Annotated in this window: 14 protein-coding genes; 5 read left to right on the forward strand and 9 right to left on the reverse strand. The window is 71.4% G+C overall.

From position 1 onward, the window contains the following. Window positions 1-70: 70 nt before the first annotated feature. Window positions 71-1,264: an RtcB family protein gene (locus tag ACICHK_RS22600; protein WP_406838316.1), complete on the forward strand. Its 1,194-nt coding sequence runs from the start codon at window positions 71-73 to the stop codon at window positions 1,262-1,264. A gap of 40 nt (window positions 1,265-1,304) precedes the next feature. On the opposite strand, the gene ACICHK_RS22605 is transcribed toward ACICHK_RS22600, so the two are convergent. The 4 genes from ACICHK_RS22605 to ACICHK_RS22620 all read right to left on the reverse strand — a co-directional run bounded on the left by ACICHK_RS22605 (window position 1,305) and on the right by ACICHK_RS22620 (window position 3,739). Next, window positions 1,305-2,174, reverse strand: a complete 870-nt coding sequence (locus ACICHK_RS22605; protein WP_406838317.1) for a hypothetical protein — start codon at window positions 2,172-2,174, stop codon at window positions 1,305-1,307. 190 nt (window positions 2,175-2,364) lie between these two features. Beyond that, on the reverse strand, window positions 2,365-2,556 hold the full coding sequence (locus ACICHK_RS22610; RefSeq protein WP_406838318.1) for a hypothetical protein: 192 nt from the start codon (window positions 2,554-2,556) through the stop codon (window positions 2,365-2,367). Continuing rightward, complete coding sequence (locus tag ACICHK_RS22615) at window positions 2,553-3,320, reverse strand: SDR family NAD(P)-dependent oxidoreductase (protein WP_151470753.1); 768 nt, start codon at window positions 3,318-3,320, stop codon at window positions 2,553-2,555. The genes ACICHK_RS22610 and ACICHK_RS22615 overlap by 4 nt, the downstream gene beginning before the upstream one ends. Before the next feature lie 80 nt (window positions 3,321-3,400). Continuing rightward, entirely contained in the window at window positions 3,401-3,739 is a 339-nt protein-coding gene (locus ACICHK_RS22620) for a YnfA family protein (RefSeq protein ID WP_151470752.1), read from the reverse strand. 427 nt (window positions 3,740-4,166) lie between these two features. Between ACICHK_RS22620 and ACICHK_RS22625 the strand changes: the two genes are divergently transcribed. Next, complete coding sequence (locus ACICHK_RS22625) at window positions 4,167-4,670, forward strand: MarR family winged helix-turn-helix transcriptional regulator (RefSeq protein WP_406838319.1); 504 nt, start codon at window positions 4,167-4,169, stop codon at window positions 4,668-4,670. On the opposite strand, the gene ACICHK_RS22630 is transcribed toward ACICHK_RS22625, so the two are convergent. Then, the gene (locus tag ACICHK_RS22630; protein ID WP_151470749.1) at window positions 4,643-5,056 is read right to left on the reverse strand and encodes a helix-turn-helix domain-containing protein; all 414 of its coding nucleotides are present in this window, start codon (window positions 5,054-5,056) and stop codon (window positions 4,643-4,645) included. The genes ACICHK_RS22625 and ACICHK_RS22630 overlap by 28 nt on opposite strands. 122 nt (window positions 5,057-5,178) lie before the next feature. Between ACICHK_RS22630 and ACICHK_RS22635 the strand changes: the two genes are divergently transcribed. Further along, complete coding sequence (locus tag ACICHK_RS22635; protein WP_406838320.1) at window positions 5,179-6,075, forward strand: NADP-dependent oxidoreductase; 897 nt, start codon at window positions 5,179-5,181, stop codon at window positions 6,073-6,075. On the opposite strand, the gene ACICHK_RS22640 is transcribed toward ACICHK_RS22635, so the two are convergent. Together ACICHK_RS22640 and ACICHK_RS22645 are read right to left on the reverse strand one after the other, a co-directional pair. Then, window positions 6,072-7,490 carry an MFS transporter gene (locus ACICHK_RS22640; protein WP_406838321.1) on the reverse strand — a complete coding sequence of 473 codons (1,419 nt, stop codon included), beginning with the start codon at window positions 7,488-7,490 and terminating at the stop codon, window positions 6,072-6,074. The two genes, ACICHK_RS22635 and ACICHK_RS22640, sit on opposite strands and share 4 nt — an antisense overlap. A gap of 102 nt (window positions 7,491-7,592) precedes the next feature. Continuing rightward, window positions 7,593-8,408, reverse strand: coding sequence for a DUF6597 domain-containing transcriptional factor (locus ACICHK_RS22645; protein WP_406838322.1), 816 nt, complete (start codon window positions 8,406-8,408; stop codon window positions 7,593-7,595). 103 nt (window positions 8,409-8,511) lie between these two features. Between ACICHK_RS22645 and ACICHK_RS22650 the strand changes: the two genes are divergently transcribed. Both ACICHK_RS22650 and ACICHK_RS22655 read left to right on the forward strand, forming a co-directional pair. Next, entirely contained in the window at window positions 8,512-9,609 is a 1,098-nt protein-coding gene (locus ACICHK_RS22650; RefSeq protein ID WP_406838323.1) for an LLM class flavin-dependent oxidoreductase, read from the forward strand. Then, on the forward strand, window positions 9,606-10,274 hold the full coding sequence (locus tag ACICHK_RS22655) for an FMN reductase (RefSeq protein ID WP_406838324.1): 669 nt from the start codon (window positions 9,606-9,608) through the stop codon (window positions 10,272-10,274). The genes ACICHK_RS22650 and ACICHK_RS22655 overlap by 4 nt, the downstream gene beginning before the upstream one ends. 289 nt (window positions 10,275-10,563) lie before the next feature. On the opposite strand, the gene ACICHK_RS22660 is transcribed toward ACICHK_RS22655, so the two are convergent. Both ACICHK_RS22660 and ACICHK_RS22665 read right to left on the reverse strand, forming a co-directional pair. Then, the gene (locus ACICHK_RS22660; RefSeq protein ID WP_406838325.1) at window positions 10,564-12,054 is read right to left on the reverse strand and encodes an ATP-binding protein; all 1,491 of its coding nucleotides are present in this window, start codon (window positions 12,052-12,054) and stop codon (window positions 10,564-10,566) included. After that, complete coding sequence (locus ACICHK_RS22665) at window positions 12,055-12,780, reverse strand: response regulator transcription factor (protein WP_406838326.1); 726 nt, start codon at window positions 12,778-12,780, stop codon at window positions 12,055-12,057. It lies immediately after the preceding gene. Between the last annotated feature and the right edge of the window lie 139 nt (window positions 12,781-12,919).

Below are 12,919 nucleotides of genomic sequence, written 5' to 3' on the forward strand. Positions count from 1 at the left end.
CTATACGTCGACCTAGGCGCCGGTTTTGCGATTTAAGACTTCTGATGTGTTTCTGTGGATAGAGGACGATATGTCGTACGTAGAGATGCCGGGGGCGCAGGTCCCCATCCGCATGTGGACCGACCCCGCTTCGGTCGAGGACGTCGCGCTCCGGCAGCTCCAGAACGTGGCGACCCTCCCCTGGATCAAGGGCCTCGCCGTCATGCCGGACGTCCACTACGGCAAGGGCGCGACGGTCGGCTCGGTCATCGCGATGCGGGACGCGGTGTGCCCGGCGGCGGTGGGTGTCGACATCGGCTGCGGCATGTCCGCGGTGAAGACCTCCCTCACCGCCAACGACCTGCCGGGCGATCTCTCGCGGCTCCGCTCGAAGATCGAGGAGGCGATCCCGGTGGGGCGCGGGATGCACGACTCCCCGGTCACCCCGGACCGCTTCCACGGCCTGGCCACCGCCGGGTGGGACGACTTCTGGGGGCGGTTCGGCGGGGTGGCGGACGCGGTGAAGTTCCGCGAGGAGCGGGCCGTGAAGCAGATGGGGACGCTTGGATCCGGAAATCATATGATCGAGACTTGTCTTGATGAGTCAGGTTCGGTCTGGCTGATGCTGCATTCCGGCTCCCGGAACATCGGCAAGGAACTCGCCGAGCATCACATCGGTGTCGCGCAGAAGCTCCCCCACAACCAGGGCCTGGTCGACCGCGACCTCGCTGTCTTCGTCTCCGATACGCCTCAGATGGCGGCTTACCGTAGCGATCTCTACTGGGCGCAGGAGTACGCCAAGTACAACCGCACGCTCATGATGGCGCTCCTCAAGGACGTGATCCGCAAGGAGTTCAAGAAGGCGAAGCCGACCTTCGAAACGGAGATCTCCTGCCACCATAACTACGTGGCGGAGGAGCGGTACGAGGGCATGGACCTGCTCGTCACGCGCAAGGGTGCGATTCGCGCCGGCCGCGGGGAGTTCGGAATCATTCCGGGTTCGATGGGCACCAGCTCGTACATCGTGAAGGGACTCGGCAACGAGAAGGCATTCAACTCGGCCTCGCACGGCGCGGGCCGGCGCATGAGCCGGAACGCCGCCAAGCGCCGTTTCACGACGAAGGACCTGGAGGAGCAGACGCGGGGCGTGGAGTGCCGCAAGGACTCCGGCATCGTGGACGAGATCCCGGCCGCGTACAAGCCGATCGAACAGGTGATGGAGCAGCAGCGCGACCTCGTGGAGGTCGTGGCGAAGCTGAAGCAGTTCATCTGTGTGAAGGGCTGATGCCGGCGAGGCCCCGTCCGGGGCCTCGCCGTTCGGTCGGTCAGGCGTCTGCCGGAAGAGGTGTCTTGCCGGTCCGCAGGCGCCAGAGGCGGACGTAACAGCTCTTCTCGGTCCTGCCGAGTTCCTTGGCGGCCGCGGCGTCGTTGTTCAGCGCCAGCAGCAGTCGGTCTTCCGATGGCGTCCAGCGACGGCGATCGGGCGCTACGCGCATGTTGGCCGGGCGGGACCAAGTGGAGAGGTGCGCGGCGGCAGTCCGCTTGCGGTCCAGTGACAGGCAGCCCGGGTAGTAGAGATGGGTGGCCAGTTTCTGGGCCGCTTCCTTCGTGTACAGGATGTTGAAGATGCCGTCGCGGGCATTGCGCTTGAGGGACCGTTCGGCACCGGTGATCCTGCCCGCGTGGAAACACAGATAGGCACCGATGGCGGCGCTGGCCGTGGTGAGGGAGATGAAGGGGAAGCCCTTGGCGGTGAAGCCCACCGAGCCGTCCGCGTCGATCACTCCGCGGAGATAGTCGCGTTGTGAGAAGGGGACGCGAGGGGGCGTGATGGTCCTGGACTTGCGGCCGTACGGCAGGCCGAGTTCGTTCAGTTTCGTTCTTGCTTCGAGGGCGCACAGGGTCCAGATGGAAGTCTCGTGCGACGCGGCGAAGTTCGTGGTCCGAGTCCGTCCGGTGATGCTGCTGTTGTACGGGGTCAGGCGTTGGAACTCGCGCAGAATGTCGACGTCGCGAGCGCTGAGCTCGACGGTCATGCGCCCTTTCTGACCTGTTCCCTTGGAGAGGTGGCCGTCGGCTTGCAGGAAGCCGAACATGTAGGCGTACTCGGGGTTTTCGAGGTCCATGAAGCCCGTTGTCGCGCTTCGGGTCTGGTCCGGAGCGCAAGGGAGCGCGTTAGGCTCGCGTTCAGCCATCAGGAAGGCTCACTTCCGTGCTGGTCAGGCCCTCGGCCGGGATGGCAGTCCTGGCCGAGGGCCGTCGTGTTCGATGTCTTGGCGCGAGCCTAGGTCGGACGTTCGGCGGGCATGCGGGTGATCGAGCGAGTTCACCCGTGTGAGGTATGCGTGGGGCTGTTGGGGTGGGGCGCTGTCCTCGGCTGGTGGGTCACTTCGTGGACATGACCGCGTAGATCATGACGAAGGCCACGATGTGGATGCCGAAGAGGAAGTACGCCAGGTAGTACCAGACGTAGCGTTCGCGCTTTTTCTCCAGGGCGAGGCGGGCCTGTTCGTCGGCCGGGGGCGGTGGCTGGGGTACCTGGTCCGGCCGGCTCGGGGGCGACGGGTCCGTTGTCACAGCTCGCGGTGGATCTTCGTGTTCGACGCCTGGGCGCGGGGGCGGACCACGAGGAGGTCGATGTTCACGTGGCTGGGGCGGGTGACCGCCCACGTGATCGTCTCGGCGACGTCGTCCGCGGTGAGGGGCTGGGCCACGCCCGCGTAGACCTTGGCCGCCTTCTCGGTGTCGCCGCCGAAGCGGGTGAGGGCGAACTCCTCCGTCTTGACCATGCCGGGGGCCACCTCGATCACGCGGACCGGCGTACCGACGATCTCCAGGCGCAGCGTCTCCGCGAGCACGTGCTCGGCGTGCTTGGCGGCCACGTAGCCGCCGCCGCCCTCGTACGTGGCGTGGGCCGCCGTGGAGGACAGGACGACGACCGTGCCGTCGCCGCTGGCGGTGAGCGCCGGGAGGAGGGCCTGGGTGATGTTCAGGGTGCCGATGACGTTCGTCTCGTACATCTGGCGCCACTGGGCCGGGTCGCCGGTCGCGACCGGGTCGGCGCCGAGCGCGCCGCCCGCGTTGTTGACCAGTACGCCGATGGTCTTGAACGCCGTCGCGAACTCGTCGACCGCGGTGCGGTCCGTGACGTCCAGGGCGTACGCGGTGGCCTGGCCGCCCGCCGCGGTGATCTCCTCCGCCAGCGCCTCGATGCGGTCCTTGCGGCGGGCCGTGAGGACGACGCGGTAACCCTCGGCCGCGAGCTGCCGGGCCGTCGCGGCGCCGATTCCGCTGCTTGCACCGGTGACGACGGCGATACGGGACGCGGCGGCGGGGGTCATACGGCTGCTCCTTGGAGGTGTCTGGGGTCTGCTGTCGGGTGCCTGGTGTCTGGGGTCTCTGCGGCCAGGATAGGCGGGGGTCAATTGCCGCCTCGGGGCGCGTACATGATCACGGCGGCTCCGGCCAGGCAGATTAGGGCGCCGGTGATGTCCCAGCGGTCGGGGCGGTAGCCGTCGGCGATCACGCCCCAGGCGAGGGAGCCGGCCACGAAGACGCCGCCGTACGCGGCGAGGACGCGGCCGAACTCGGCGTCCGGCTGGAGCGTGGCCACGAAGCCGTACAGGCCGAGTGCCATGACTCCGGCGCCGATCCAGAGTCCGCCGCGGTGCTCGCGGACGCCCTGCCAGACGAGCCAGGCGCCGCCGATCTCCAGGAGGGCGGCGAGGACGAACAGGAGCGCGGAGCGGGCGATCAGCATGGGGTCACTGTGTCAGGACGCGGGTTCGCTGCGCTGGCCGTCGCGGGTGCGGTGCCGGTTCGGTGGGGGGTCGGGGCCGTGCCGGTACATCCGCCCGCATCCGAACGGATCCCCCCGGGGTTTCGAGGTGGTCGTGGGTGATGATCCGTCCGGCCTGCGGGCATTCGATGTACCGGCCCAGCCCCTCCCGTGCGCGGCCGACTGCGGGTGCGTCGTGGTGGCCGTTCGGCCCTGGCCGGGGAAAGTCCAGCCCCTCCCATGCGTGAGATTCAGCCCCTCCGGCGTTTGAGGAGCGGGGGTCCGGGGGCGGAGCCCCTGGGTATGGGTCGGGTAGGGGCGGAGGGGGCGAAGAGATGCTTGTGGGGCGCTGGATTCCGGTGAAGGGAGGGTGGCGGCGTACGATTTCGGCTGGTGGAAAGGGGGCCCCATGGATGTCGACGGGGAAGCGCGCGGGCGGCTGCTGGAGGAGCTGGCGGACGTGTCGCGCCGGTACATGGCCTCGTACGCGCTGTTCAACCAGGCCCTCGCCGACCACGTCGGGCTGCATCCGACGGACGTGCAGTGCGTGAACCTGCTCAGCCTGGAGGACGGGCCCGTGACCACCGGGCGGATCGCCGAGATGACGGGGCTGACCACCGGGTCGGCCACACGGCTGGTGGACCGGCTGGAGAAGGCCGGCTACGTGGTGCGGGAGCGCGACGTGGTCGACCGGCGGCGGGTGCTGGTGGCGACCGTGCCCGAGAAGATCGCCGAGTTCGGGCGGATGTGGGAGCGGCTGGGCGCCGGCTGGTACGGCCTGTTCGACGGGCTCGACGAGGACGGGATCGCTCTGATCATCGGGCACATGCGCCGCACGGTCGACTTCAGCGCCGAGCAGGTCGCCCGGCTGCGGTCCGGGGACTTTCAGGAGGCCTCGGACGAGGCGTCGTAGCGCTCGCGGGCTTCCACGACCTCCTCGATGTGGTGCTCCGCCCAGTCCTTGACGGCGGTGAGCAGGCAGCTCAGGTTCGTGCCCAGGGGCGTGAGTTCGTAGTCGACGCGGACCGGTACGGACGGGGTGACCGTGCGGGAGACGATGCCGTCGCGCTCCAGTGACCGCAGGGTCTGCGTCAGCATCTTGGGGCTGACTCCGGCGATCTTGCGGCCGAGGTCGCTGTAGCGCATCGGTCCGCCCGCGTCGGCGAGCGCGCTCACGATCAGGCTGACCCACTTGTCGCTGATGCGGTCCAGGAGCTGGTTGGTGGGGCAGCTCTTGATGAAGGCGTCGTACTCGATGCGGGCCTGCTGGCGCCGTTGGGCCGCCGTCGTGGTCGCCATGACTCACCTCCGGGTGACGTACGCACCTTCAGGTGCCTACTTACCAATAGATAGTAGCTCTTCCTAGGGTTGTTGTGGCGGGTGAGAGACCCGCGGATGACCTACAGATGGGGTGAGCTGGGATGCGTGCAGCGGTTGTGACGTCGTTCGGTGGTCCGGAAGCCGTCGAGATCGTCGAGGTCGCCCTGCCGGAGCCGGGGGCCCGGCAGGTGCGGATCAAGGTGGCGGCCGCGGGGATCAATCCCGTGGACGCCGGGGTGCGTGCCGGTGTCTTCGGGGGCGCGGGGAAGCGGCTGGGGCTCGGCTGGGACGTGGCGGGTGTGGTGGAGGCGGTCGGGGTCGCCTCGGGGTGGAGCGTGGGCGACGAGGTGGTGGCGCTGGTGTACGGGACCGCCAAGGCCCTCGGTACGCACGCCGACCACGTGGTGGTCGACGCCGACGCGGTGGCCGTGGCGCCCCGCTCGGTCGACGCGGCGCACGCGGCGAGCCTGCCGCTCAACGCGCTGACCGCGGCCCAGGCCCTGGACGGGCTGGACCTGGAGCCGGGCGCGAGCCTGCTGGTCACGGGGGCCGCGGGGGCGGTCGGCGGGTACGCCGTGCAGCTCGCCGCCCGGCTCGGGGTGAGCGTGACCGCGCTGGCCCGCGAGGGCGACGAGGAGTTCGTGCGGTCCCTGGGGGCGGACCGGTTCGTGTCGGAGCCGGAGGCGGTGGCCCCGGGGAGCGTGGACGCGGTGCTGGACGCGGCGATCCTGGGCGAGGTCGCCCTGGAGCGGGTGCGGGACGGGGGTGCCTTCCTGGGCGTCATCCCGGGGGCCCAGCCGGCGTCCGTGCGCGGGGTGCGGACCGGCGCGGTCGAGGTCGCCGCCGACGGGGCCCGGCTCGCGGAGCTCGTGGCGCTCGTCGACGAGGGGGTGCTGACCACCCGGGTCGCCGGGACGTACGCGCTCGACGAGGCCGTCGAGGCGCACGCGCGGCTCGCGAAGGGCGGACTGCGGGGCCGGCTGGTCCTCGTGCCCTAGTGGTGCTGCTCCGGTGCCTTGAGGGGGAGCAGGCGTACGAGGGGGCAGCACAGGAGGGTGATGGCGGCGACGACGGTGAGGCTCACGGTGGTGGCGTGGGCCCCGTCGCCGGTCCGGAAGTAGACGGTGGTGACGGCGGCGGCTCCGATCGCGTTGGCGAGCTGCTGGACGGCGCCGAGCGAGCCGCCCGCGCTGCCGGCCTCCTCGGGTGAGATGTCGCCGATGGTGACGTCGTAGAGCGAGCCGAAGCAGGCGCCCATGCCGAGGCCGATGACGAGCAGCGGCGGGACCAGGGACCAGCCGTCGGTGTCCGTGCCGGAGACGGTGACCAGGGCGAGGAGGTGGGCCGTTCCGGCGAGGGTGACGAGGAAGCCGACGAGGACGAGACGGCGGCCCAGGCGGCCGATCAGGCGGTAGCAGGCGATCGAGGCGACGACGATGCCGGCGGACAGGGGTGTCAGGGCGAGCGCGGCAGCCGCGGGGGAGCGGCCGAGGCCCTGCTGGAGGAAGAGGGAGACGACGTAGAGGAGGCCGGCGACCGCGGCGAAGAAGACGACGCCGATGACCAGCCCCGAGGTGAAGCCGCGGTTGTGCAGGAGGGAGGGCCGGATCAGGGGACCGGGCGCGGTGCGCTGGCGCCGGCAGAACCCGGCGAAGAGCGCGAGTCCGGCGAGCAGGAGGAGGACGGGGATCGCGTCCCAGCCGTGGGCCGAGCCCTCGATGAGGCCGGTGAGCAGGGCGAGCATGGTGGCGCCGAGGAGGACGGAACCGGGGACGTCGACGGGGGTCGCGCGGTCGCCGGTGTCGCGGGGGAGCAGCCGGGCGGCGGCGAGGAGCGCGGCGCCGCCGAGGACGATGTTGATGAGGAACATCGGGCGCCAGCCGAGGCCGGCGAGGTCGGCGTCGACGATGAACCCGGCGAGGACCGGGCCGCCGACGGCGGACAGGCCCATCACCGGTCCGAACAGGCTGTACGCCTTGCCGATCTGGTCCCGGGGCCAGGTCGCGCCGAGGATGCCGAAGCCCTGCGGGATGACGAGCGCGCCGAACGCGCCCTGGACCAGGCGGGCGGCGACGAGGGTTCCCGGGGTGGGTGCGAGGCCGCAGGCGGCCGAGGCGGCGGTGAAGCCGGCGAGGCCGGTCAGGAAGAGACGGCGGCGGCCGTACTTGTCGCCGAGCCGGCCGCCGAGGACGAGCAGGACGCCGAGCGCGAGGGCGTAGGAGGCGCCCAGCCACTGGATGAGGGCGGTGCCGCCGCCGAGGTCGTGGGTGATGGTCGGGGCGGCGATGTTGGTGATGGTGCCGTCGAGGAGGTCCAGGACGTCGGCGGCGAGGACGACACCGAGGATCGCCCAGCGGACACGGGCGGGTGGATGGCTTCCGGTTTCATGTGCGTCATGCAGTATCTGTGTCACGCAGATAAATGTCGGGCATGGGGCGGGGCGCGGTCAAGCGGGATATCGCGCGGACGGGGCGGTGGGGGCTCGCGCGGGGTGCGGCGAGAGTGGAGGGGGAGGTCAGGCGGGTCCGTGGCCGGCCGCGTACGACGTCGGGGGGACCCCGACCGTCGCGGTGAAGTCCCGGACCAGGTGGGCCTGGTCGGCGTAGCCGAGGTCGGCGGCCAGGGCGGCCCAGTTCACCGGCTCGGAACCCTCGGCCCGTTCCAGGGCTTCGTGGATGCGGTAGCGCAGGATGATCCACTTCGGGCCGACGCCGACGTACGCGGAGAACAGGCGCTGCAGGGCGCGGACCGTCATGCCCCCGGTCTCGGCGAGCGCGCCGACGGTGCGGATCGCGCGGTCGGCGCGGACGCGGTCGACCAGGCCCGCCGCCAGGGCGGCCTGTGGGTCCGGCTGCGGATCGAGGTCCAGGAGGAAGGTGTCGAGGGCGGCCACCCGGTCCCGCTCGTCGTCCGGGTCGAGGGCGGCCGTGGCGGCGCTCCCGGAATCCGGGAAGACGTCGGGGAGGGGGAGTCGCTGTCCGGTGAGGGCCGACAGGGGGCGGCCGGGGGCGAAGGGGCGGAAGCCGCCGGGCCGGAACTGGATCCCGCACACCCTTCCCCGGCCCTCCAGCTTCTGGGTGAACAGGCCGAGCCCGATGCCGGCGACCTCGCCGAAGGGGTCCTGTCCCGCGTACCGCTGGAAGACGACGTTGACCGAGGGGTGCGGGACCACGTGCGAGGCGTAGGGCTGGGTGAGGTCCCAGTCGATCAGCCAGTAGTGCTCCAGGTAGGGGCGCAGCGGCTCGGCGGGCTCGTGACGGCGGAAGCGGACGCGCGCGAAGAGTTCCGCGGCGTCGACGATGCCTCGGGTGTCACGGCGTGGGGAGGCCATGCCGGGATCGTAGGGCGGGGCACTGACAGTCGCGGAATAGTCCGGGCGGGGTGGTGGTTCACGAGTATAGTTGAAGCGTCAACAACTTGGAGGGTGAGCGACCATGCAGTTCGGGATCTTCAGCGTCGGTGATGTGACACCGGACCCCACCACGGGCCGGGAGCCGACCGAGCGCGAGCGCATCAAGGCCATGGTCGCCATCGCGCTGAAGGCCGAGGAGGTCGGCCTCGACGTCTTCGCGACCGGCGAGCACCACAACCCGCCGTTCGTGCCGTCGTCCCCGACCACGATGCTCGGCTACATCGCGGCGCGCACCGAGAAGCTCGTCCTGTCCACGTCCACGACGCTGATCACCACCAACGACCCGGTGAAGATCGCCGAGGACTACGCGATGCTCCAGCACCTCGCGGACGGCCGGGTCGACCTGATGATGGGCCGCGGCAACACCGGGCCGGTCTACCCCTGGTTCGGGCAGGACATCCGGCAGGGCATCAACCTCGCCGTCGAGAACTACGCGCTGCTGCACCGCCTGTGGCGCGAGGACGTGGTGACCTGGGAGGGCAAGTTCCGTACGCCGCTCCAGTCGTTCACGTCGACCCCGCGCCCGCTGGACGGTGTCCCGCCGTTCGTCTGGCACGGCTCCATCCGCTCGCCCGAGATCGCCGAGCAGGCCGCGTACTACGGCGACGGCTTCTTCCACAACAACATCTTCTGGCCCGCCGACCACACCAAGCGGATGGTCGAGCTCTACCGCGAGCGGTACGCGCACTACGGGCACGGCACGGCCGAGCAGGCGATCGTCGGCCTCGGCGGCCAGGTGTTCATGCGGCCCAACTCGCAGGACGCCGTACGGGAGTTCCGTCCGTACTTCGACAACGCGCCGGTCTACGGCCACGGCCCCTCCCTGGAGGACTTCACCGAGCAGACCCCGCTCACCGTCGGCTCTCCGCAGCAGGTCATCGAGAAGACGCTGTCCTTCCGCGAGTACGCCGGTGACTACCAGCGCCAGCTCTTCCTGATGGACCACGCCGGGCTGCCGCTCAAGACGGTCCTGGAGCAGCTCGACCTGCTGGGCGAGCAGGTCGTGCCGGTGCTGCGCGAGGAATTCGCCAAGAACCGTCCGGCCGACGTGCCGGACGCGCCGACCCACGCGGCCCGGGTGGCCGCGACGGAGGAGAAGGAAGAGGTGAGCCGCGCATGAAGCTCGTCGTCGTCTCGGCGGGGCTGAGCGTCCCGTCGTCCACGCGGCTGCTGGGCGACCGGCTGGCGGCCGCGACCGTCGGCCGGGCGTCCGGTGAGGTGGACCTCCGGGTCGTCGAACTGCGCGACCTCGCGGTCGAGATCGCGCACAACCTCACCAACGGCTTCCCCGGCCGCGCCCTGTCCGCCGCGATCGACGACGTGACCTCCGCGGACGGTCTGATCGTCGTCACGCCCGTCTTCTCCGCGTCCTACAGCGGTCTGTTCAAGTCGTTCTTCGACGTGCTCGACAAGGACGCGCTGGCGGGCAGGCCCGTGCTGATCGCGGCGACCGGGGGGACCGGGCGGCACTCGCTGGTCCTCGAACACGCGCTGCGTCCGCTGTTCGCGTACCTGCGGGCGGTGGTCGTGCCGACCGGGGTGTACGCGGCGTCGGAGGACTGGGGGGCCGAGGGGCTCGCGGAGCGGATCGATCGGGCCGGGGGTGAGCTGGCCGCGCTGATGTCGGCCCTGGCCGGCTCCGTGGAGCCCGGCCCGACCCCGGCGCCCTCCTCGGCCCAGGCCGGACCCGAGGCGGCCGCTGTCCCTGCCCAGCCTTCGTCCGGCCGTGCGGACGGTTTCCACGTGGTCCCGTTCGCGGAACAGCTCGCGGCGCTGCGGGCGTAGCGGGTTTTTCGCCCCCTCCGCCCCTGCCCTTCCCACCCCTGGGGCTCCGCCCCAGACCCCGCTCCTCAAACGCCGGAGGGGCTGAAAATCACGCCGATGAGGGGCTGCGCCCACCACATCGCACCCGCACCCGGCGACGCGCGGGAGGGGTCGTGCCGGTACATCGAATGCCCGCAGGCCGGACGGATCGGAACCCACCCGCACTTCGAAACCCCGGGGGGATCCGTCCGGATGCGGGCGGATGTACCGGCGCGGCCCCGACCCCCACCGGACCGGACCCGCCGGTACCTCAGCCGATCGGAGGTGCGCCCTCCACCGTGAAGCCGATCACCGTTCCGCCGCCCTTCCGGGGGTGGGCGAACGGGGTGCCTCCGTGCGCGGTGGAGACCTCGCGGACGATCGAGAGGCCGAGGCCCGAGCCGGGGAGGCTGCGGGCGTCGGCGGTTCGGTAGAAGCGGTCGAAGACACGCTCGAGGTCGTCGTCGCCGATGCCGGGCCCCCGGTCGAGCACCTCGACGCACACCGATCCCTGCTGGCTCGAGGACCCCGCAGACCCCGCAGATCCCGCGGAGCCCACGAAGGCGGCCGGGCCCGTGGGGCTCGCGGGGGTCGGCCCCGTCACCACCACCTCGATCGGCGCCCTCCCGCCCAGGTCGAACTTGGCGGCGTTCTCCACGAGGTTGGAGACCGCGCGCTGGAGGGCGGTCGGGCGGCCGTCGACCGCGGTGTCGCCGGCCGCCCGGACGGTGATGTCCCGCCCGGTGCGGCGGCGGGCGACGATCGCGACGTCCTCGGCGAGTTCGGCGAGGTCGAGCCGCCGTACGGGCTCGGTGTCCGACTGGCCGGCCGCGAGGGCGACGAGTTCGTTGACCAGGTCGGTCAGCTCCCGGGACTCCAGGGCCAGATCGGCGACGAGTTCCTCGCGGGCGTCGGGCGGCAGTTCGTCGATCCGGCGGAGCATGGAGATGTTCGTACGCAGGGAGGTCAGCGGCGTACGGAGTTCGTGTCCCGCGTCCTGGACCAGACGGCGCTGGTCCTCCTCGGACTGGGCGAGACGGCCGAGCATCCGGTCGAAGGACCGGCCGAGCCGGGCCACCTCGTCATGGCCGGTGACCGGCACCTGGATGCCGAGACGACCGGTGCGCGCCACGTCCTCGGCGGCCCCGGCGAGCCGCACCAGGCGCCGGGTGATGCGCCGGGCCAGCCACCAGCCGAACAGCCCCGCGGCGATCACGACGGCCCCGACGAGCAGGACCGTCCGCTGCTGGAGCTCCCGGAGCAGGTCCTCCGTGTCGCTGAACTGCTGGGCGACCTGTACGGCGCCCCGTCCGCCGCCCAGCGACACGGTGGTCAGCCGGTAGCGGTCGCCGGCGACGTCGACGTCCTTGTGCTCCACCAGGGCGCCCGCCGCGGCGTGGCCGGCGACCGCCCGGTCGCGGCCGTTCACGGGCAGGGGCGGAACGCCCCGGTCGATGATCGCGCCGCCCGCCCCGAGCACCTGCACGTCGGTGCGGCTGGGCCGGATGATGTCCTCCAGGGGCCCGGCGTGGTCCAGGTCGGAGGGGGCGAAGTCGCCCGGGTCCAGCGGGCGTTCCCGCACCTGGTCGCGCAGGTCCTGCACCACCTCGGCGAAGACGGTCTGCTGGTCCACCCGCACCAGCCGCGCGGCGGCGTCGTAGCTGAGGAACCCGACCAGGACCGTGACGGCGGCGGCGACGGCGGCGAAGGACACGGTGAAGGTGGCCCGCAGGGAGGACACCTGCCGCAGCCGTCGTCGCACTCAGTCCTCCCTCAGGACGTACCCCACGCCTCGCACGGTGTGGATCAGCGCCGGAGCGCCGGGCTCGTCGAGCTTGCGCCGCAGGTAGCCCACGTACACGGCGAGGTTCTTGGAGCCGGGGCCGAAGTCGTAGCCCCAGATCCGGTCGTAGATGGTGGAGTGGTCGAGGACGATGCCCGCGTTGCGGACGAGCAGTTCGAGGAGCTCGAACTCGGTCCGGGTCAGTTCCAGCTCGCGCTGCCCGCGCCAGGCCCGGCGGGCCTGGATGTCCATGCGCAGCCCGGCCGCGGAGATCTGCGCGCCGGACGTCCGCGGTTCCCGGGGCGCGGGCGTCGGGGCGTCCTCGTCGAAGGCGCCGTTGCCGGTGCGGCGCAGCAGGGCGCGCAGCCGGGCGAAGACCTCCTCGACGTCGAACGGCTTGACGACGTAGTCGTCGGCGCCCGCGTCGAGACCGGCGATGCGGTCGGCGGTCTCGACGAGCGCGGTGAGCATCAGGATGGGGGTGCGGTCGCCCTCGGCGCGCAGCACGCGGCAGACCTGGAGGCCGTCGATGCCGGGCATCATGACGTCGAGGACGAGGACGTCCGGCGGGGTGCGGTGGGCCTGGGCCAGCGCCTCCACCCCGTCGGCCACGGCCGTCACCCGGTAGCCCTCCAGCGTCAGTGCCCTTTCCAGGGCATGGCGGATGGCGCGGTCGTCCTCGGCGAGCAGTACGTTCTGGGGCACTCGACCAGTCTGCCAAGCGGTCGGCGGGATGCGGCCTGGTGAGCGGGTCCGCGACGGGCCTTCTTACCGGCCTCTCACTTCTTTCCGGTGTGTCGGACGTGCCGGAAAGGTCCTGGTCGGATCCGGCGTCCGGACGGAC

This window comes from Streptomyces sp. AHU1 (genome assembly GCF_045343905.1).
GTDB lineage: Bacteria > Actinomycetota > Actinomycetes > Streptomycetales > Streptomycetaceae > Streptomyces > Streptomyces triticiradicis.